At 44.2% G+C, this 20,874-nt stretch carries 24 protein-coding genes; 5 read left to right on the plus strand and 19 right to left on the minus strand.

Annotated features, from left to right (window positions below; genetic code table 11):
• Positions 1–92: 92 nt before the first annotated feature.
• A complete protein-coding gene (locus L1D31_RS09190; protein ID WP_345772836.1) occupies positions 93–752 on the plus strand; it encodes a transporter substrate-binding domain-containing protein in 660 nt (219 codons plus the stop codon).
• Positions 753–766: 14 nt separating this feature from the next.
• Here the strand turns inward: L1D31_RS09190 and L1D31_RS09195 are convergent, their stop codons facing one another.
• From L1D31_RS09195 to L1D31_RS09205, 3 genes are all read right to left on the minus strand, one after another.
• Positions 767–1,642: an SDR family oxidoreductase gene (locus L1D31_RS09195; RefSeq protein WP_239836776.1), complete on the minus strand. Its 876-nt coding sequence runs from the start codon at positions 1,640–1,642 to the stop codon at positions 767–769.
• Between the two features lie 133 nt (positions 1,643–1,775).
• Positions 1,776–2,927: a patatin-like phospholipase family protein gene (locus tag L1D31_RS09200; RefSeq protein ID WP_239836777.1), complete on the minus strand. Its 1,152-nt coding sequence runs from the start codon at positions 2,925–2,927 to the stop codon at positions 1,776–1,778.
• A 9-nt stretch (positions 2,928–2,936) separates the two neighbouring features.
• The gene (locus L1D31_RS09205; RefSeq protein WP_239836778.1) at positions 2,937–3,029 is read right to left on the minus strand and encodes a YnhF family membrane protein; all 93 of its coding nucleotides are present in this window, start codon (positions 3,027–3,029) and stop codon (positions 2,937–2,939) included.
• 131 nt (positions 3,030–3,160) lie between these two features.
• Between L1D31_RS09205 and L1D31_RS09210 the strand changes: the two genes are divergently transcribed.
• The 3 genes from L1D31_RS09210 to L1D31_RS09220 all read left to right on the plus strand — a co-directional run bounded on the left by L1D31_RS09210 (position 3,161) and on the right by L1D31_RS09220 (position 5,816).
• The gene (locus tag L1D31_RS09210) at positions 3,161–3,754 is read left to right on the plus strand and encodes a porin family protein (protein ID WP_239836779.1); all 594 of its coding nucleotides are present in this window, start codon (positions 3,161–3,163) and stop codon (positions 3,752–3,754) included.
• Between the two features lie 500 nt (positions 3,755–4,254).
• On the plus strand, positions 4,255–5,715 hold the full coding sequence (locus tag L1D31_RS09215; protein ID WP_239836780.1) for a sodium-dependent transporter: 1,461 nt from the start codon (positions 4,255–4,257) through the stop codon (positions 5,713–5,715).
• A gap of 2 nt (positions 5,716–5,717) precedes the next feature.
• Positions 5,718–5,816 carry a MetS family NSS transporter small subunit gene (locus L1D31_RS09220; RefSeq protein ID WP_239836781.1) on the plus strand — a complete coding sequence of 33 codons (99 nt, stop codon included), beginning with the start codon at positions 5,718–5,720 and terminating at the stop codon, positions 5,814–5,816.
• A gap of 64 nt (positions 5,817–5,880) precedes the next feature.
• On the opposite strand, the gene L1D31_RS09225 is transcribed toward L1D31_RS09220, so the two are convergent.
• From L1D31_RS09225 to yceD, 15 genes are all read right to left on the minus strand, one after another.
• Complete coding sequence (locus tag L1D31_RS09225; protein ID WP_239836782.1) at positions 5,881–6,306, minus strand: hypothetical protein; 426 nt, start codon at positions 6,304–6,306, stop codon at positions 5,881–5,883.
• A 166-nt stretch (positions 6,307–6,472) separates the two neighbouring features.
• Complete coding sequence (gene ptsG, locus L1D31_RS09230; RefSeq protein ID WP_239836783.1) at positions 6,473–7,903, minus strand: PTS glucose transporter subunit IIBC; 1,431 nt, start codon at positions 7,901–7,903, stop codon at positions 6,473–6,475.
• Positions 7,904–8,348: 445 nt separating this feature from the next.
• Positions 8,349–9,116 carry a YchF/TatD family DNA exonuclease gene (locus tag L1D31_RS09235; protein ID WP_239836784.1) on the minus strand — a complete coding sequence of 256 codons (768 nt, stop codon included), beginning with the start codon at positions 9,114–9,116 and terminating at the stop codon, positions 8,349–8,351.
• The gene (gene holB, locus L1D31_RS09240; RefSeq protein ID WP_239836785.1) at positions 9,107–10,069 is read right to left on the minus strand and encodes a DNA polymerase III subunit delta'; all 963 of its coding nucleotides are present in this window, start codon (positions 10,067–10,069) and stop codon (positions 9,107–9,109) included. Before holB ends, L1D31_RS09235 begins: the two co-directional genes overlap by 10 nt.
• A gap of 2 nt (positions 10,070–10,071) precedes the next feature.
• Positions 10,072–10,701 carry a dTMP kinase gene (gene tmk / locus L1D31_RS09245; RefSeq protein WP_239836786.1) on the minus strand — a complete coding sequence of 210 codons (630 nt, stop codon included), beginning with the start codon at positions 10,699–10,701 and terminating at the stop codon, positions 10,072–10,074.
• Positions 10,698–11,714 (minus strand): endolytic transglycosylase MltG, encoded by a 1,017-nt coding sequence (mltG, locus tag L1D31_RS09250; protein WP_239836787.1) that lies wholly within the window; start codon positions 11,712–11,714, stop codon positions 10,698–10,700. Before mltG ends, tmk begins: the two co-directional genes overlap by 4 nt.
• Positions 11,711–12,514: an aminodeoxychorismate lyase gene (gene pabC / locus L1D31_RS09255; RefSeq protein WP_239836788.1), complete on the minus strand. Its 804-nt coding sequence runs from the start codon at positions 12,512–12,514 to the stop codon at positions 11,711–11,713. Before pabC ends, mltG begins: the two co-directional genes overlap by 4 nt.
• 76 nt (positions 12,515–12,590) lie before the next feature.
• A complete protein-coding gene (gene fabF, locus L1D31_RS09260; protein WP_239836789.1) occupies positions 12,591–13,835 on the minus strand; it encodes a beta-ketoacyl-ACP synthase II in 1,245 nt (414 codons plus the stop codon).
• A 90-nt stretch (positions 13,836–13,925) separates the two neighbouring features.
• Positions 13,926–14,159, minus strand: coding sequence for an acyl carrier protein (gene acpP, locus L1D31_RS09265; protein ID WP_004406112.1), 234 nt, complete (start codon positions 14,157–14,159; stop codon positions 13,926–13,928).
• 234 nt (positions 14,160–14,393) lie between these two features.
• Positions 14,394–15,128: a 3-oxoacyl-ACP reductase FabG gene (gene fabG, locus L1D31_RS09270; protein WP_239836912.1), complete on the minus strand. Its 735-nt coding sequence runs from the start codon at positions 15,126–15,128 to the stop codon at positions 14,394–14,396.
• Between the two features lie 21 nt (positions 15,129–15,149).
• The gene (fabD, locus tag L1D31_RS09275; protein WP_239836790.1) at positions 15,150–16,073 is read right to left on the minus strand and encodes an ACP S-malonyltransferase; all 924 of its coding nucleotides are present in this window, start codon (positions 16,071–16,073) and stop codon (positions 15,150–15,152) included.
• A 74-nt stretch (positions 16,074–16,147) separates the two neighbouring features.
• Positions 16,148–17,098: a beta-ketoacyl-ACP synthase III gene (locus L1D31_RS09280; RefSeq protein WP_239836791.1), complete on the minus strand. Its 951-nt coding sequence runs from the start codon at positions 17,096–17,098 to the stop codon at positions 16,148–16,150.
• A 5-nt stretch (positions 17,099–17,103) separates the two neighbouring features.
• Positions 17,104–18,129 (minus strand): phosphate acyltransferase PlsX, encoded by a 1,026-nt coding sequence (plsX, locus tag L1D31_RS09285; RefSeq protein WP_239836792.1) that lies wholly within the window; start codon positions 18,127–18,129, stop codon positions 17,104–17,106.
• Positions 18,130–18,138: 9 nt separating this feature from the next.
• Positions 18,139–18,309: a 50S ribosomal protein L32 gene (gene rpmF, locus L1D31_RS09290; RefSeq protein WP_006959289.1), complete on the minus strand. Its 171-nt coding sequence runs from the start codon at positions 18,307–18,309 to the stop codon at positions 18,139–18,141.
• Positions 18,310–18,340: 31 nt separating this feature from the next.
• A complete protein-coding gene (gene yceD, locus L1D31_RS09295; protein ID WP_239836793.1) occupies positions 18,341–18,865 on the minus strand; it encodes a 23S rRNA accumulation protein YceD in 525 nt (174 codons plus the stop codon).
• A gap of 148 nt (positions 18,866–19,013) precedes the next feature.
• Between yceD and L1D31_RS09300 the strand changes: the two genes are divergently transcribed.
• Complete coding sequence (locus L1D31_RS09300; RefSeq protein ID WP_239836794.1) at positions 19,014–19,595, plus strand: Maf family protein; 582 nt, start codon at positions 19,014–19,016, stop codon at positions 19,593–19,595.
• A gap of 77 nt (positions 19,596–19,672) precedes the next feature.
• Here the strand turns inward: L1D31_RS09300 and rluC are convergent, their stop codons facing one another.
• Positions 19,673–20,617 carry a 23S rRNA pseudouridine(955/2504/2580) synthase RluC gene (gene rluC, locus L1D31_RS09305; RefSeq protein ID WP_239836795.1) on the minus strand — a complete coding sequence of 315 codons (945 nt, stop codon included), beginning with the start codon at positions 20,615–20,617 and terminating at the stop codon, positions 19,673–19,675.
• Positions 20,618–20,874 lie beyond the last annotated feature (257 nt).

The raw sequence follows: 20,874 nt of genomic DNA on the forward strand, positions 1-20,874 counted from the left end.
GGAACAGACTGGTGTACAGATCCGCGATTGGACAATTCATTTACCTTATTCTCATTCTTTGGGGTGGAGTCGTATGGTCCTCGCCACTGAGAGTGGCTCAGGATTTATGGCCCCCGTATGTCATGAATTCTGTATTAGGCAGTGGTATCGCGCATGATTTAGTCACCGATGGACTTGTCTCATCGGGCTATGAAGTTGAGTATTCTGTCAAACCATGGTCGCGAGTGCTGAAAGAAACTATTAATGGAAAAAATGACGTCATCATCGCCATCTGGAAAACAGAGCAACGCAATAAGGATTACTTGTTTACTGATGTCTATATGTACAACCAAATGGCTTTCGTGTCTCGCTCTGACACCAAGTTCGAATACGTATCTCAAAACAGTTTAAAAGGGAAAAGAGTCGCGTTAATTAACAACTACGGCTACGGTGCTGGGCTACGCGAATTTGATGGGTTGATTCCAATAGACTCTATAGACTTACCTAATAGTATCCGTCTCGTTATGACGGATCGCGCTGATGTATTAGTCACAGACGAGGCTGTCGGCAGATGGACGGTAAAAGAGATGAGAATTAAGAAGGGCGAGCTGTACTTTAGCACGACTTACCTTGATTCAACCCCACTTCACGCAGCCGTCAGGCGAGAGCACCCACAAGCTAAAGCAATCGTCTCAGCTCTCAATCGCTACTTCCGAGAGCATGCCGCTCAGAAGCTTGAGCAACTCAGAGTAAAGTACGGGCTAACTGACTAAATATGAACACTTGTTTATTCCATCTGGCGCATTTCATTGTGGCAAGCCACAAAATGATCACGAATGGTTTTATTCCCATAACATGGTGCAATCGCGTCACGACCTAATACAGTCAAGAAGAACTCGGGGGGGCCGACCCAATTCTCTGGCAAGTGAGGAAAGAACCATAACAAAGCTCGACGAACAATATCAGGGACAGAAACGATCGAAACAGGCTTGTTCTGTACTTGAAAAGCCAAACGTGCGAGCTCATTAATCGATAATACCTCAGGGCCTCCGATATCATACTCATTTTGATCTGAGTCTAGCTGACTTAAACAAAAACTAGCCAAATCTTCCCCATCAATGGGGTTCATTCGCATCGTCCCCTGACCAAATTGATAGATTCGCCCTTTGGCAGCCATACGATAGAACTCCTCAAGGTCTACAAAAAATCCATTTGGCCTGATGACACACGGAGATAAATGTTCTGAATTCAGTAATCGACGCGCAAATCTCTCTTTGGCTCGAAGCAATCGAACTTGTGGGTACTCTTGTGCCTTAAAGGCCGAAACATAGATAAACCGTCTAACGCCAGAGCTTTCCGCTTCAAGTAAGATATTTAGATTCGCTTGGTAATCGACATCCATATAACTGACATCATCCTTCTGCCGAGTAATACCTAAGCAAGAAATAACCACATCGACACCTCGGCATATGCCCTCAAGTTGCTCTGGCTTAGTGACTTGCGCCTCAACGATTTGTGATTCGCTGAGTCCTATTTCAATCAGCTTTTTCTTATTACGAGCAAGGGCAATAAAGTCGCGCTTCTGTTCTAAAAGCTGTTTCACAATATGCGTGCCCAAATAGCCTGTGGCGCCAACAACCAAAACTTTATGTGATGTTGCCATTCCATTCTCCTTATTCACTCATCATGACTTATTGACGATTCGATTTTCGTTGGGCGGTGTAATCCTTCACTAAACGTTCAGAACATTACCAGAATTGAAGAAGATATACTGGAATCTGTATATGATGGCTTCATTACTGCCCTTCTGGGATACGTCGCGCAGAGACAGAAGAGAACATTTCTACAAAGCGGAAACCGGAATCGAGCCCTACCTGATAATCATGCAACAACGCATCGCGACTGCTCATTAAAGAGTTAGATAGCAAAGGCTTGTCGGGCTTAATTTGCACAATAAAGCAGTCGTCAGGAGGATTATGCAGAAAGTTTTGAGTTAATGCGTAAGTTTGATAGTGCACCATGAGCATGTCAGCCAAACTCGAGTCAAATCTGTCCCCAAGTAAGTAGCCCAATCTATATATGCTGTCCGCTCCAAATAGCCAACGTCCTCCATTCAATGGCTCTATATACTGTTGGCTTATTTTTTCTTCTTTTGCACGTTGCAGTTGTTCATAAAAGAATGTTCGCCAGTCAATTTTCCATTGGGCAAACCTCTCTTGCCATTGTTCCTGTATTAATTGAAATGAACCTCGATTCCAATTAATGCGTTCACCTTCAGGCAAAGGTAACGGCCCAGGCTCCTCTAGATCCTCACCTTCCGTGCGAATGACAACGATACACCTTGCCTCTTTACGCCATGCTTCCTGAACTGGTATAGACGCCGAGACTCCGCCGTCCACATAAACCCCATGTTCAAACTCAACCGCTTCATGATAGAGCCTTGGAATTGCACAGGTAGCGATCAGCACTTTTCTCCAATCATCTTCAAGCATGGGCAGATAATGGTCCAATAGACGTCGGGTATCTGTCACTGCCGCATATGCTTTACGATCAGCCAACACCCGCCGACCCATATCAATATCTAGCTTATAAGGAAATTCACTGATTTTATCCAAAGCCCAGTCAAGGCCTAGATATTGTTTACGGCGGATGTAACGAAATAGATTGAAAAACTCTGGTTCAGTGGTGAGTTCAAGAATGAATGAGCGTCCCAAACCTCTTTGACGACATAGGTAGGCGCAAAGGTTTAATGCACCTGCGGATGTTCCATAAAAAGTATCAAAGGGATCGAAATTCGATAACTGAAAGGCATCAAGCACTCCCGAGGTAAAAATACCACGCTGACCACCCCCTTGAGCAACCAGCGCATTTTTACCACCTGTGTACTTTGCAAAGCGTTGAGTATCCAACTGGATAGCAGCGCTGGTAACCACACCGCTATTGTCCATAAGCTCAACCTAGGCTGAAGTGATTGCGATTAGGCCAAAACCTATCAGAACAGCAAAAACTGTTACAGTGATGACTAACGCATATTTCAGATCGTGTTCCATAGACACCTCCATTATTGTGTAACAAAGTAATAACATCGTTGTGAGGTATCTTCAATAATTCCCTTTTTTGTGTGCGTAATTATGACGTTACTATCACAATTAGAAGGTATCGCTCTGATAGGACAGTGCTTATGAACAACAAAAATATCCCTCTGCTCGGTTGCATTTTGCTTAGTTTTACTCCGACAACTTTTGCAGATGTATATCTAACACCTTGGGCTGGTTACACCTCAGGTGGCAGTGTAGAGAATCAAGATCAACAAGAGTACGATCTGAAAGGTTCCGCAAGCTTTGCAATAAGCGCTGAAATGGATCTAGACAAAGGCAGAATCGGTTTGTTTTACGCCAATCAAAAAACCGACGTAGAAACCGTCAGCCTCAGCTCAACCATGCACTATCTACATTTTCAAAGTAGCATTTATTATCCCGTTGAAGAGTCACTATACAGTTATCTTGGTGTTGGGCTGGGCGGTTCATACATAGATGCAGATTGGGTGGGCGATGAATTGGGCTTTTCTGCCAGTATCTTCGGTGGTTTTGAATATCGTCTCACTGAGCACTTTGCACTGAATACTCAGCTGCGTTGGCTTGGCACAGTTGTCGATAACGACACCAGTGGCGTATGCAATCTGCCCGCTTCACAGGAAGGAAGTTGCCTCATTAAATTCAAAACAGATTGGATGAACCAATTCTCGGCAAATGTCGGATTAACCCTACGCTTTTAGAGGCAATGCCTTTTCATTGCAAATAATTTAGTAAAATACATTAACTGAGCGTATATTTTTCAGTCATACGCTCTCTTAATTTTAAAAGAGTTATGTTTCACTGCACACAAAAAAATCTCAAGTTTCTTCTAGAAAAGTATGTAACAACCATTTAACTCACTAATAAATCATCACAAATACATTTTTCTCACCAAGTCCCAACATTGAGCTCACAATTACAATCTATTGCTTTAACCTATGCTTGTAGTTAGTCTTTTCAATATGCACAGCTGATTATTTCAGTTAGAGCAAACACACATTGAAAAATTAAGCATTTATATCTGAGAAACCTTAAAGAAACCCAAATAAACAACCACAAACTTATTTAGATAAAGACAGTTAAGCATCCATATTAATCGTTATATCTGCTTTACTGATTATAAGTTTGCTCAGGCTCCCGTTCAGCCTGAAGGGGTTTGAGGTAGCTTCACTCTCGGAAATCGGATTGACAGGAGTCCTTTATGAAGCGAGAACAATGGGGATCCCGCGCCGGGTTTATTCTGGCGGCAGTGGGATCGGCTATCGGCTTAGGAAACATTTGGCGTTTCCCATATATGGCCTATGAAAACGGCGGTGGCGCTTTCTTTATCCCTTACCTTTTTGCAATGATCACTGCAGGCATACCTTTTATGATCCTAGAGTTCAGCATGGGTCAAAAATATAGAGGCAGCGCACCAAGAACTTTAGCTAAAATTCACTCCAAATTTGAATGGCTTGGTTGGTTCCAGGTCGGCATTGCTGCTGTCATTGCCGTTTACTACGTGGCTGTGATTGGCTGGGCGATCTCCTATTTTGGTATGTCGTTTAACCAGAGCTGGGGAACCGACACCAATGCATTCTTCTTTAGTGATTACCTAGCTTTAGGCGATAACTCGCCAACAAACCTTGGCAGCATCCAATGGAAGATTGCAATCGCGATGCTGATTGCTTGGGGGATCACCTACGCTGCTATTGTTGGTGGCGTTAAGGCTGGTATTGAGCGGGCCTCTAAAATCATGATGCCTATTCTCTTCATCATGGTCGTACTTCTTATCGGTCGCATGATATTTCTGCCTGGTGCTTTGGATGGCGTCAACTATATGTTCGAGCCTGACTTCAGCAAAATTTGGGATGTTAAAGTATGGGCAGCAGCGTACGGCCAAATCTTCTTCACACTCAGTATTGGTTTTGCCATCATGCTGGCTTACTCTAGTTACCTACCAGAGAAGTCGGATATAACCAACAATGCGTTTATGACCGTATTGATCAACTGTGGCTTCTCAATTCTGGCCGGTATCATGATTTTCTCTGTATTGGGCTACATGGCACAAGAACAGGGCAAACCACTGACTGAAGTGGTTTCTGCTGGTGTTGGGTTGGCGTTTGTGACTCTACCAGCAGCAATTAACTTGCTCCCAGCACCATATATTCTCGGTCCTCTGTTCTTCTTCGCTCTTGTCGTGGCCGGATTGAGCTCACATATCTCCATTATGGAGGCCGTTACGTCAGCCGTTATCGACAAACTAAAATGGAGTCGCAAAAAAGCGGCAACTGTTGTTATTGGCGCGGGCGTGATTGTCTCAATGGCATTTGCAACCAATGGTGGCCTACTACTACTAGATTTGGTCGACCATTTTGCTAACAACGTCGGTATCATGGTGGGTGGCTTTGTCGAGATTATTCTTATGGCTTGGCTACTGAATAAAGTTGGTGATGTACGCGAATACGTCAATGAGATCTCTGACTTTTCTATCGGTGCTTGGTTCGTGATTTGTCTGCGCTTCATCACTCCAATTATGCTGGCAGTTATTCTCGCAACCAAACTACAAACCCTATTCACTGAAGGCTACGGTGGCTATGACCTAACACTAGGTTGGGCAATGATAGCAGCTCTATTCGTTATCGGTGTACTCATTAATGCAGCTAGCCGCAAGGAGGCCTAATTATGACAACAGGTGCAATTATTATGATGGTAGTAGGTTTAGGTATCACATGGGGTGGTGCTGCTATCTGTATCAAAAGAGCAATGAATAAGCAGGACTAACCTTACTGCTTATCTTTATCTCAAATGCCGACATTGAATGTCGGCATTTGTGTATTGATCAGAGCTAAAATGTGTACTTAACGCCGAGGGCTCCGCCAATCTGAAGTTCTGGGCCACTATACAAATCTAGCTCAGGGTGAACTTGACCATACATGTTCCAACCTTGACTGAAATTCCAGTTCAAACCAAGCGGCACACGGGCACCAAATTCGTTATGGTCCCATTCGCTCCATACCCCCGCTCCAATATACCAAGTGAAAGGTGTACTCTCACTAAATTCACCACGCTTAATAATGTAATCAAACGCAGCGCCATCATTACCAACAGTAAAGCGATACTGATTATCCAGTTCAAGTACTGCACTTAAGTCTTGATCAACCGCCAAGCCCGCGGAAATACTCGTAGATTCAGAGCCCTCCGCAATCGTAGCAGTACTACCGATTAACGCTGATAGGGCCACCATAGTTTTAACTAGTGTACTTGTCTTCATCACTATTTACTCCCACAAAATAAAACAACATACAATCATCCCAATTTATGAGTTCACAGTGTCAAATAGAGGTAAAAGTAGGGTTAAAGGCAAGGCAGGTATGGCTCTAGCTCTGATCAAAAAAGGAGGCCGAAGCCTCCTTTTTCATACGAATGAAGAGTAAGAATTAACCGTGGTTACGGATCCATTCATCCATCTCAGTTTTTAGGTTGTCAGACTTAGTACCAAAGATAGCCTGAACACCACCTGCCACCACTACTACGCCTGCAGCGCCTAGTTGTTTTAGTTTGTCTTGGTCAACAGCTTCTGTATCCGATACTGCTACACGTAAACGAGTGATACATGCATCTAGGCCAGTGATGTTTGCTTTACCACCGAATGCGGCAACCAGATCACCTGCCAAATCTGAACCCGATGTAGCGACTGCTTCTTCAGATTCATCTTCACGACCTGGAGTCTTAAGGTCCATCGCTTTGATAACAGTGCGGAATACTGCGTAGTAGATAACCGCATAAACCAAACCAACACCTACCATCAGACCGATTTTCTGTGCGTTACCAGATAGTACAATGAAATCGATCAGACCGTGTGAGAACGAAGTACCATGTACAAAACCTAGAGTGTTTGCAACAACGTATGCAGAACCCGCTAGTAGAGCATGGATACCGTACAGTACAGGAGCAACAAATAGGAATGAGAATTCGATTGGCTCTGTGATACCTGTTAGGAATGAAGTCAGAGCAGCAGACGCCATGATACCCATTACTTTCGCGCGGTTCTCTGGCTTAGCAGAGTGAGCGATTGCAATAGCTGCTGCTGGTAGACCGAACATCTTGAACATGTAACCACCTGCTAGCTGACCAAAGCCATTACCCGCAGCACGAGATGCTTCGTCTGCAACTAGGTAACAAGTTAGAACGCCGTTTTGTGTTTCGCCAGCAGCATTCACACAAGTACCCGCTTCGAAGAAGAATGGTACGTTCCAAACATGGTGTAGACCGAATGGGATTAGAGAACGCTCAACGATACCGTAGATGCCGAATGCAACTTGTGGGTTCTGATGTGCAGCCCAGTCAGAGAAAGAAGCGATAGCGCCACCAATTGGAGGCCATACCACTGACAGTACAATACCCAGTGCGATAGCAGCGAAACCAGTAATGATAGGCACAGCACGCTTACCAGCGAAGAAGCCTAGGTATTCTGGCAGTTGAATCTTGAAGAAGCGGTTAAATGCCCATGCAGCCACACCACCAACAAGAATACCACCTAACACACCTGTGTCGATTTTCTCAACACCCATGACACCAGCCATCACACCCAGCGTTGCTGTCATGATACCGTAGCCAACGATTGCAGCCAGACCTGCTACACCATCGTTGTTAGTGAAACCAAGCGCTACACCCACCGCAAATAGCAATGCCATCTGACCAAATACAGAGCCACCAGCCTGTTCCATCAAGTTGGAAACAATTTCCGGAATAAAGCTCAGATCGGCAGCACCAACCCCGAGTAGAATACCTGCAACAGGTAAAACCGATACTGGTAGCATCAGCGCTTTACCCACTTTTTGCAGGTTGGCAAAAAGATTCTTAAACATGTTTATGCTCCTGAAAAGTTATAAGAATTATTGGGTTCTAACGGCACACCCCCGTAGCCTTAAATGTTAGCACCCAGAGAAAATGTAACCACGTAAAACAGTATATTTTCCGGCTCTAAATATATATTGATGGTGAACAAACTTTCTAGTTAGTGATGGAAATTAGTTTCAAACTAATAGATGGATCACAATCCATAAGAGACTAAATTAGCTCACTTTTACCCTATATCTTATTGATATTTATAAATTTATCATGAAGAGCAATTAATTTTGATGAGTAAATAAAATAAGCCAGATTGTTATTTTATGTAACAAAATTACAATTTGATATTTACCGCCTCTCATCTTCAACATATTTAGTAAACAAGCGATTTTTTATGAACTAACGTGATATTAGACACAAAAAAAAGGAGCATACGCTCCCTTTTTAACCAGAACTCTTTTTCTATCTCAAAAAAAGATTTCTGAAGTTTTCACTGGTTTTACTTCCGACTTCGCTCAACGAAGTATTTTTCAATTGGGCAATATAGGAAGCGACTTCAACCACATAGGCTGGCTGGTTTTGCTTTCCTCGATGCGGTACAGGGGCAAGATAAGGTGAATCGGTTTCAATTAATAGCCTTTCAAGCGGTAAAGCTTTCACCACTTCTTTCAACTCAATGGCTTGCTTAAACGTCACAATCCCTGAGATAGAAATATAAAAGCCCAGCTCCATCGCAGCTTCGGCAAACGCAAGATCTTCGGTAAAACAATGAATCACACCACCACACTTTTCTGCTTGACCACGACGAAGAATATCCAACGTATCTTGTCTAGCATTACGCGTATGTATAATCAAAGGCTTATTCAGCTTAACACCTAGCTCAACTTGCTGTTGAAATCTCAGCCTTTGTAACTCAGCGGTTTCAGGCTGGTAGTGATAATCCAGCCCGGTTTCTCCTATCGCTACCACTCTTGGGTTCGAGGCATATTCATGCAACCGATCCAACGCAAACTCACTCTCTACATCCAAAGGGTGAACACCACAAGAAGCGTAAACGTTGTCAAAAGGCTCGATCATTTCCAGCATGGCAGGGAAAGAGTCTAACGTCACCCCAACCGAAAGTAGCTCTGATACATTAGCGGCCTTGGCTTTCTCCACGACATCTTTAATACCAGAATGCAGCTCCTGATAATCCAATTTGTCTAAATGACAGTGCGAGTCTACGAACATGATTCCTCATTAAATCTAAATAACCAATCTAAGATTAACAGCTCACTATTTAGGCCAACGTGCTCTCTAAGCTGATCAAGTAACTGACTCAATGTGTCAGTTTGGCGGTACAATATCTGATAGCTGATACATCCTGCTAATAACTTTGCCCCTGGCGTGAAGTAAGGCTGATTCAAGCCAAAATGGACTTTTTGAGCATCTGTCATCAGGTACCACAACCATTGTAGGTACTCTACTGGTGAACTAGCCAGTTCTTTTGCTAACTTGACATTATCTCCCATATTTTGAGCAACCTTTAGGAGTTCTGCTTCAAATGACAAATACTTCTCTTCGTAATCTTGTTCAATGAATGCTTGTGTTTTGAGCGGCGCGTTACCATTAATGTGCGCGATATAAGGTGCGATAGTGACAGACACTTGTGTGCTTAACCACTGAGTGACTACCTCAGGTTCTGGATTCACCACCTGCCATTGCTGACAGCGGCTAGTTATGGTTGGTAACAGTTGGTGTACTTTGTGGCTCAACAAAAGAAACATACAGCTTTCGGATGGTTCTTCTAGTGTTTTCAGTAATGCGTTAGCCGCAGACTCGTTCATCGCTTCCGCTGGTTCAATAATGAACAGCCTAACCCCCGACAACTGAGAAGACTCCTGTGCCAAGCGATTACATTGGCGAATCTGTTCCACTGTAATCGCCTTGCCTTCTTTTTCAGGCTTAACGATATGAAAATCTGGATGGTTGTTCGCTTGCATCAACTGACAGCTATGACAGAAGCCGCAAGCTTCATTGACGTAATTGCTACACATCACAGCATTGCTGAATTTTTCGATCAGCAGCTCAGCACCAAGACCTTCCTCTATAGCCAATAAGGTAGCATTAGAGAATCGCTCAGCCTCAAGGCTTAATTGCCACTCCTGCCAGATATCAGTCAGCCAAGGATACAGTGCTTGCATAGCTATTGTTCCAACCAGTTGGTTAAGACGGTTTTGATGTCTAGCGCAACTTTATCAATACTTTGCTCAGCGTTAACGACAACGACGCTCGGGTCGTTGTCTGCCAACTCAAGATAACGCTCTCGTGTACGATCGAAAAAGCTCATATCCATTTTCTCGATTCGGTCTAACTCCCCACGCCCACGAGCTCGTTCAAGGCCGATACGTGGGTCGAGGTCAAGATATATCGTTAGATCGGGTTTGAAATCACCCAGTGTAGTCTGTTTAAGCACACTCATTGTTTGCTTGGAGATTTGACGACCACCGCCTTGGTAGGCCTGAGAAGACATATCATGACGATCTCCTACCACCCATGTACCGTCAGCGAGAGCTGGTTTAATCACATTTTCGACCAACTGAACACGAGCTGCATACATAAGAAGTAATTCAGTCATATCTTGCAGCTCCTCACCTTCGTGCTCTTGCTTCACCAAGGTTCTGAGCTTTTCCGCTAATACCGTTCCACCAGGTTCTCGGGTGTTTCGGATTCTTTCTATACCCGTTTGTTTTAGCGTATCAAGCACTGCATTGATTGCCGTGCTTTTCCCCGCGCCTTCTAACCCTTCAATTACGATGAATTTCGCTTGTGTCATTTGTTGCTTCTTAATTGTCTTAAATACGCACGAACGGCTCGATTATGCTCGCTCAGTGTTTTGGAAAATACGTGGCCACCTGTACCGCTGGCCACAAAATAGAGATAGTTGCTATTTTCAGGATTAGTGGCTGCCGCGATAGAGGCTTCGCCAGGCATAGCAATTGGCGTAGGTGGTAAGCCAAATATCACATAAGTGTTATATGGTGTCGGTGTTCGCAAGTCTTTCTTACGTATATTTCCATCATACTTGTCACCCATGCCATAGATAACAGTGGGATCCGTTTGTAAACGCATTCGCTTATTCAGGCGATTAACAAAAACACTCGCAACACGTTCGCGTTCAGCACCTACCGCCGTTTCTTTTTCGATGATAGAGGCAAGAATTAAAGCATCGTAAGGCGTCTTTAACGGCAAGTTGTCCTGACGTTGCTGCCAATGTTTTTCGAGAATCTGTTCAAGCTTGTCAGCCGCACGTTTGAGAATATCGAGGTCGGAAGTTCCAAACGTATAGTGATAAGTCTCAGCCAGAAGTAACCCCTCCAATTTGGATTGAGTAAGACCAATCTGTTGAGCAATTTCTGCTTCACTTAATTCTGACGTTTTATGTTCAAGGTATGGCGCACTCTCCATTGCTTCACGCCACTCTGCAAAGGTTGAGCCTTCAACAAATGTAATAGCAAACTGATGCTCTTTACCTGTCTTGAATAATTCTAGCGCTTGAGTGAGGTTGAGCTCTGGTTTAAGCAGATAGGTACCGGCTTTTACTTGGGTTAGTTCAGGATGAAAGCGACGAACGAATCGAGCCATATCACTAGACTCGATTAGACCTTGCTCTGTCAACTCGGAAAGAAGGCGATTGAAACTCACACCGGACTTTAAGGTATAGATTTGTTCTTGTTCGAGCTTAAGGGGTTGAGCCACGTACTCATCCACTTGTTGCTTCACATATAGATATCCAGCGCCAGCGATCAGCATGGCGAGAACCAGAAAAAAGGTGATCTTTTTAATCACGGGTTAACCATCTCCTGAATTTTTTTCGTTATCGTTCCTATTGAATAGGCTTGTGTGCCAACACTTTTAACAGGAGTAACACCAAGAATCGAGTTACAAACAAACACTTCATCTGCACTATAGAGCTGATCAAGCGTATAGTCTCCACTTTGAGCTTGAACACCGTCACGGAGCAAAGTCTCAATGACCACTCGGCGCATAACACCTGAAACACCTGCATTCGTCAAATCTGGGGTATGTATAATACCTTGCTTAACCCAGAACACGTTGGCCATCGTCGTTTCAATGACTCGATCGTTCACATCTAAAGCAATGCCATCCGCCCAACCTGCATGATCCATTTCAGCTTTCAACAATATCTGCTCAAGACGATTATTATGTTTATGACCAGCTAACAAAGGGTTCAAGCCTAACCTTTTTTGACACACGCCTAGACAAATCCCATCCGTTAACCATTTTTCATAATGGACAGGATAGTGAAAGGCGCTAATAGTAACATTTGGTAAGGTCACTTGAGTAGGGCTATATCCACGCCCCCCTACACCACGACTGATGTGTAGCTTTAAACCAGATTTAGGCGCGTTGATCCGCGCGCTCCTGAGCCAAGTTTCTACATCCTGCCAGTCAGGTGGTTGGATATCGAGCACCTCCAAACAAGACTGCATTCGCTCTTTGTGCTTACCCCAATGTTCTATATCACCATCAACAACCAACATGGTCGTAAAACAGCCATCTCCGTATTGAAACGAGCGATCTGCGAGCGCAATCATTTCAGCGGCTTGTCCATTAACCCAATACATATCAGTGCCCAAATAAAAGAAAACGGCTTAATGCCAAAGCATTAAGCCGTTTTATCACAAATTAGAGAATGACTCTTTAGATCTTTTTGAAAACCAACGAGCCATTTGTACCACCAAAGCCAAATGAGTTACAGATAGCGTACTCTGAGTCGATTGGTTTTGCCGTATGAGGGACTAAATCAATGTCTTCAAGGCCTTCTTCACGGTTGTCTAAGTTAATGGTTGGTGGAACCATTTGATCAACCAAAGACATAATCGTAACAATGGCTTCAACAGAACCAGCAGCACCAAGTAGGTGACCCGTCATTGACTTGGTAGAAGAAACTTTCACTTGCTGAGTACCTTCTTCGCCCAGTGCACGACGGATGCCTTTCACTTCAGCAACATCGCCAGCCGGAGTAGACGTGCCATGTGCATTCACATAGCCGACCTGTGTACCAGTGATGCCAGCGTCGCGCATTGCCGCTTCCATTGCCAGCGCACCACCAGAGCCATCTTCACTCGGCGAGGTCATGTGGTAAGCATCACCAGACATACCAAAGCCAACCAGCTCTGCGTAGATCTTAGCACCGCGTGCTTTGGCATATTCGTACTCTTCCAGAACAATGATACCTGAGCCATCACCCAGTACAAAACCGTCACGGTCTTTATCCCATGGGCGAGAAGCTTTTTGGGGTTCGTCATTACGGGTTGACAGCGCTTTCGCTGCACCAAAGCCAGCCATGCCCAGAGGAGTCGAAGCTTTTTCTGCGCCACCTGCAACCATAGCGTCAGCATCACCGTATGCAATCATACGGGCAGCATGACCGATATTATGTAGACCCGTTGTACACGCCGTAGAAATCGCGATATTAGGACCGCGCAAACCACGCATAATGGATAAGTTACCAGCAACCATATTTACAATGGTTGAAGGGACGAAGAATGGGCTAACTTTGCGAGGGCCTTTTTCGACTAGTGCAGTATGACCAGACTCAATAAGGTCAAGACCACCGATGCCTGAACCAATCGCAACACCTACTCGCGCTGCGTTTTCTTCATTAATTTGTAAACCAGAGTCGTCTAAAGCTTGGATACCAGCAGCGATGCCGTATTGGATAAACAAGTCCATCTTACGAGCATCTTTTTTAGACATGTACTCTGTACAGTCGAAATCTTTTACTAAGCCTGCAAAACGAGTTGAGAAATTTTCAGTATCAAAGTGCTCGATATTCACAATACCACTTTGACCAGCTAGCAAGGCTTTCCAGGATGATTCTACAGTGTTGCCGACCGGTGACAACATACCCATGCCAGTGACAACAACACGACGCTTGGACACGATTTTATTCTCCGGGATTGAAATGATTCTATGAGAGGATAGAAGGAATAAAAAGAACACAGGCGGCCAGAAGGCCGCCTGGGAGAGATATTACTGAGCGCTGTTCACGTAGTCGATAGCAGCTTGAACAGTAGTGATCTTCTCAGCTTCTTCGTCTGGAATCTCAGTGTCAAATTCTTCTTCTAGAGCCATTACTAGTTCAACAGTGTCTAGAGAATCAGCACCTAGATCGTCAACGAAAGAAGCTTCATTTTTAACTTCTGCTTCGTCTACACCTAGCTGTTCAACAATGATTTTCTTTACGCGTTCTTCGATGTTGCTCATTTTTCTTTTCCTTTACAGATTTCGCTCAATGCGATGATTCCGTAGTTTATTCGAACTATTGAAAGTTGCAAGGGGGTCCTTGCTGGTCAAACCACAATTTTCGCGATTTTAACCGAAATTCAATACATTTTTGACTTATATCATGCACAAATGTTGCGCATTTTAATGCCAGTTATCACAAACTATAGGCTACTTTTGTGACAGCAAATAGCCCATTTGGTTCAAGATTAGGCATTAAACCATGTACATGCCACCATTAACATGCAAAGTTTCACCAGTAATGTACGCAGCTTCTGGAGAAGCTAAGAACGCTACTGCTGATGCAATTTCACGTGGGTCACCAAGACGACCAGCTGGGACGTTAGCCAAAGTTGCTGCACGTTGCTCGTCATTTAGCGCCTTAGTCATGTCAGTTTCGATAAATCCTGGTGCAACGGTGTTAACGGTTACACCACGAGAAGCCACTTCACGTGCCATAGATTTAGTGAAACCAATCACACCTGCTTTTGCTGCTGCGTAGTTAGTTTGACCTGCATTACCCATAGTACCAACAACAGAACCAACGTTGATGATACGACCTGCACGCTTCTTCATCATGCCACGAAGTACAGCTTTAGACATGCGGTAGATAGGCGTCAGGTTAGTATTGATGATGTCATTCCATTCATCATCCTTCATACGCATCAATAAATTATCACGCGTAATACCTGCATTGTTCACCAGAATATCGATTGCGCCAAACTCATCGTTAATATTTTTCAGAGTTGCTTCAATTGATTCGATATCTGTCACGTTTAGCGCCAGACCTTTCCCATTTTCACCAAGGTATTCACTGATTGCAGCAGCACCATTCTCAGAGGTCGCAGTACCGATAACCTTAGCACCACGTTCAACAAGTAGTTCAGCGATAGCACGGCCAATACCACGACTTGCGCCTGTGACCAGTGCGATCTTGCCTTCTAGGTTCATCATGATTTATTCCTTAAAAGTTTACTTAGCCGCTTCTAGAGATGCAGCATCGTTAACTGCAGCGCCACTAAGTGTCTTTACGATACGTTTTGTCAGACCCGTTAGAACTTTACCTGGGCCTAATTCAAGAAGTTTTTCAACACCTTGCTCGCTCATTAGCTGTACGCTTTCCGTCCAACGGACTGGGCTGTATAGCTGGCGTACAAGTGCATTCTTAATTTTCGCAGGGTCCGTTTCAGCAACAACATCAACGTTATTGATCACAGGCAGCTGAGGTGCATTGAATTCGATGTTTTCAAGAGCGATAGCAAGCTTATCTGCTGCTGGCTTCATCAAAGCACAATGAGAAGGCACGGAAACAGGTAGCGGTAGAGCACGCTTAGCCCCCGCTTCTTTACACAGTGCTCCAGCACGCTCGACTGCATCCTTACTCCCCGCAATCACAACCTGACCTGGTGAGTTGTAGTTTACTGGCGATACCACTTCACCTTGAGCCGCTTCCTCACATGCTTTAGCAATAGATTCATCATCTAGACCGATGATTGCGAACATAGCACCAGTGCCTGCTGGCACTGCTTCCTGCATGAGCTGACCACGTAGTTCAACCAGTTTGATGGCTTGTTTAAAGTCAATCACACCAGCACATACTAATGCCGAATATTCACCTAGACTGTGGCCCGCTAGGTTTACTGGCTGTTCTAGGCCAAGCTGCTGCCAAACACGCCAGATAGCCACCGAGGATGCTAACAGTGCTGGTTGAGTACGGAATGTCTGATTAAGATCTTCAGCAGGGCCACTTTGAACCAGCGCCCAAAGATCGTAACCGAGAGCCTCAGACGCTTCTGCGAAAGTGTTTTTTACTACTTCATACTGTTCGCCAAGCTCTGCAAGCATACCCACAGCTTGAGAACCTTGACCTGGAAATACGATAGCAAAATTGCTCATTTTCTTTTCCTTAAAACAAAGTAAGAAAGAAAAGATGCCTAAAAAGGCACCTTAAAGTTTAAATTCAATTGAGGTTAGAACTTAACCAGAGCTGAGCCCCAAGTAAAACCGCCACCAAACGCCTCCAACAGAAGCATCTGACCACGTTTAATTCGCCCATCACGCACAGCTTCATCCAGTGCTGTCGGGACAGTGGCCGCTGATGTATTGCCATGCCTATCCAGTGTAATCACTACTTGATCTAATGACATAGACAGCTTCTTAGCCGTTGCGGAGATAATACGGTAATTGGCTTGATGAGGAACTAACCAATCTAGTTCAGACTTATGCATATCGTTGGCAGCCAGCGTGTCCTTAACGAGTTTGGACAGCTGTGTCACCGCCACTTTAAAGACCTCGTTGCCCGCCATATGTAGCCACTTATCAGCATCTTTACCACGCTCAGGAACCTCAAGGCTTAGCAACTCACCGAAACGGCCATCTGAGTAGATATGCGTTGAAAGAATCCCAGGCTCTTCACTTGCACCAACAACAACTGCACCAGCGCCATCACCAAACAAGATAATGGTAGAACGGTCTGTTGGATCACAAGTTTTCGACAGAGTATCTGAACCGATAACCAGTACATTCTTACACATACCCGTTTTGACATGCTGGTCAGCGACAGAAAGTGCGTAGACAAAACCTGAACATGCCGCGGCAATGTCAAATGCAGGACAACCTTTGATATCCAATTTAGCCTGAACTTGGCACGCAGAAGATGGAAAAGTATGACTACTACTGGTTGTCGCGACAATGATCAGGTCGATATCGTTTTTGTCGATACCCGCCATTTCAATAGCATTCTCTGCCGCGATATACCCCATATCAGCAACAGTTTCACCCTCGGCTGCGATGCGACGCTCTTTAATACCAGTACGAGCGACAATCCACTCATCACTCGTATCTACCATTTTCTCTAAATCTGCGTTTGAACGCACCTGAGATGGCAGGTAGCTGCCAGTACCTAAAATTTTGCTATACATGAAGACTAATAATGCCTCTCGAGTAAAACCGCTTCCAAACGATCACTAATACGGCTGGGTACTTGTCGTTTGACCTCGTGTAACGCTTCACCAATGGCATTGATGACCGCGTCTACATCAGCACTTCCGTGGCTTTTTATGACAATGCCGCGCAATCCTAGCAAACTTGCACCGTTATACTGGTCGGGGTTCAATGTTTTTAGTTCATTAAATAGCCCAGAAAATAATTTTCTTGCAATCCAACCTTTTATCGATGAAGCCATCATGCTCGTTTTCAGCTTATCGATAAACAGTTGAGCGGTACCTTCACATGCTTTGAGACACACATTGCCGACAAAACCATCACAAACCACCACATCAGCAGAATCGTGCAATAACTGATTACCTTCAATATAGCCGACGAAATTCACGGATTGCGTCTGAGATAACATTTCAGCACAACGTTTTACGAGATCGTTACCTTTAATTTCTTCGGCACCGATATTAAGAATCGCAACACGTGGAGGCCGGCCTAGATACTGTTCAGTTAAAGCACTACCCATAACCGCAAACTGAAACAGAGAATCCGCATCACACGACACATTAGCACCAAGATCTAACATCCAAGTTCGACCACCGGAAGCGGTCGGTAAGGCTGAGATTAGTGCTGGACGCTCAATTCCCGGTAGTAGTTTCAGTCGAAAACGTGACAAAGCCATAAGTGCACCAGTGTTACCACCACTGACACAGGCATCGGCTTCGCCTTGAGCCACAGCATCAATAGCGGTAGCCATTGAAGTACCATTGCTGTTCCGAAGCGCAAGAGAAGGTTTTTCTGAGTTAGAGATCACCCGGTCACTGTGCTGAATACTCAGACGAGCATCAGTTTGATAACCAAGAGATGACAATTGAGTTGTGATCGCAGTCCGATCACCTGTGAGGATCACTTTCAGCTCTGGGAAATGCGACAGTGCCTGCACGGCGGCAGGCACTGTGACGCGAGGACCGAAATCCCCGCCCATTGCATCAAGTGCAACGGTTATATTAGGCAAAGGTCAACCTTACTTGTTGATAACCTTTTTACCACGGTAGTAACCTTCAGCAGTTACGTTGTGGCGCAGGTGAGTTTCACCTGAAGTTGCGTCTACAGATAGTGCAGCTGTAGATAGGGCATCGTGTGAACGACGCATGCCACGCTTTGAACGTGATTTCTTGCTCTTTTGTACGGCCATTGACCCTACTCCTATGTTAATTCTTAAAGAATTACTTCTTTAAGTTTTTTAAAACATCGAATGGATTCGGCTTATCTTCCACAATTTCTTCTGGAATTTCACCAAATACCAAATTGTCTGATTTAACGCTACAGTCCGCTTCATCATGTTTTGCGATTTGAGGCAAGTTTAGAATGAACTCGTCTTCAACAAGCTGTATTAGGTCAATTTCACCGTACTCGTTCAGATCTACCAAATCGTACTCTTCCGGTGCTTCCTCTTCAGTCTTTTCACCTTTGTAAGGTGTATAAGTGAATTGGACATCACACTCATGTGCGAAAACCTCATTACAGCGTTGACACTCTAAATCAACTTCGATGTTAGCTTTACCAGAGATAACAACGAGCCGCTGTTCATCTAACTCAAATGACAATGACACTTGAGCGTCGCGTTTAACGCCTTCGACTGAGTCAAACAAACGCTTAAAAAGGCTAACTTGAATGATACCATCATAATCAAGTCGCTTCTGAGCAGCGCGTGCCGGATCAACCGTTCGCGGTATTTTTACCTTTTGCATAGGGCGCGAATTCTATCTTCCAATTCGTTTTGAGTCAAAGGAAAAGGACAAAAAGTTAGAGTTTTTTTCCTTAGTATCAGAAGAGCTAGGACGACTAGCGTAATATCGATTAAGCTGTGGCTAACTCCCTGAAAGATTGTAATAGACAATGTCAAAGTACCAACTTGTTTTAGCCTCAACCTCTCCATATCGCAAACAACTGCTTAATAAGCTATCACTCCCTTTTGTCACTGCCTCTCCTCGTTTTGATGAGACACCACTTTCTAATGAGCAACCTGAAAACCTAGTCAAGCGCTTAGCAATAGGTAAAGCTGAGTCTTGTCAGACCGATCAACCGAGTCTGATCATAGGCAGTGATCAGGTTTGTATTATTAATGGGCAGATAATAGGTAAGCCTCACAATAGGGAGAAAGCCATTCAGCAGCTCACTCAACAAAGCGGCAAGGCCATTCAATTTTTTACTGGGCTAGCGATCCATAACACTGAAACAGAAAAGACAGAAGTACGGGTAGATACATTTACCGTTCAATTCCGAAAGTTGACGCACCAACAAATCTGTAATTATGTCGATAAAGAGCAACCATTCTATTGTGCAGGTAGCTTTAAGAGTGAAGGATTAGGCATCGCCTTATTTGAGCGACTAGAAGGTAAAGACCCGAACACCTTAATTGGCCTTCCTTTGATTGACCTGATAGATATGCTTGAAACTCAAGGAGTCTCTGTACTTTAATCAGATTGAGTGTATTAACACGCGAGAGTAGAACCCTGTTACTGTTTAACCCTCGCCTATGAGACCTATCACTTCATTTAAAGATTACGAAGTCCAGCTAATGCCTTTTCAAGCTTTGGCTCCATTGGGGCACTTATCTCCATCCATTCGTCATTAGATGGATGTTGGAACTTGATATTAGCTGCATGAAGGAAAAGGCGATCAAGCCCTACTTTCGCGGTATATGCATCAAATCGACGATCACCATATCGGTCATCCCAAGCAATTGGATGACCTGTATACTGAGTATGAACACGGATTTGGTGGGTACGCCCCGTAATAGGACTCGCCTGAATCAAAGTCGCATCTGCGAGCTTTTCTATGATCTTAAAGCGTGTCTCTGAAGGCTTTCCCTGCGGATTCACACGCACAATACTATTCACCTCATTTTTGAGTAGTGGCGCTTTGACAACCTTACAGCTGCTTTTCCACTGACCCATAACCAAGGCAAAGTAGTATTTCTGCACGGTTTTCTCTCGAAACTGAGCTTGAAGATGGCGCAAAGCTGAACGCTTTTTCGCCACGAGCAAAATACCAGAAGTATCACGGTCAATACGATGCACTAGTTCAAGAAAACGAGCTTGAGGTCTTAGTGCACGTAATGCTTCAATCGCGCCAAACTTTAGCCCACTGCCACCATGAACAGCGGTACCCGAAGGTTTGTTTAGAATTAACATATGTTCATCTTCATGGATGATCATATGTTCAAGTTCAGCCACCTTATTGAGTTTGACACTTGGTGCAACTTCGTCTTGCTTTTCTTCAATCGTCACAGGAGGAATTCTGACTAAATCCCCCGCTTTCAATTTATATTCAGCTTTGATTCGCTTCTTGTTTACGCGTACTTCCCCCTTGCGCAAGATCCGGTAAACCATGCTTTTTGGAATGCTTTTCAGTTGGTTGCGTAAGAAGTTATCGATACGCTGGCCAGCCATGTCTTCGTCGATATCGACAAACTGGACTTTTGTTCTAATTTCGCTCATTTGGCTATTCTATCATTCTAGCTTGCGTAAGTTCACGTTTTCTAGACAACAACTTAATCATCCCCTCTCTTAGAATGAATTTCTGTTGTTCTACGAATAAAAATCCACCAAGCTAATTGCAATTTTCAAAAAACCTTATACAAAGTTTTTAAATACATGCACTTAAAAAATTTAAAATTAGGTTTTTTAGCGTTTTATAATAAAGCAGATTGCTGAGTTTAATGGGTACTGCTATAGTTCACACCTGCAATGAATGA

Origin of the sequence: Vibrio sp. Isolate23 (assembly GCF_022398095.1) — a bacterium.
Lineage (GTDB): Bacteria > Pseudomonadota > Gammaproteobacteria > Enterobacterales > Vibrionaceae > Vibrio > Vibrio coralliilyticus_A.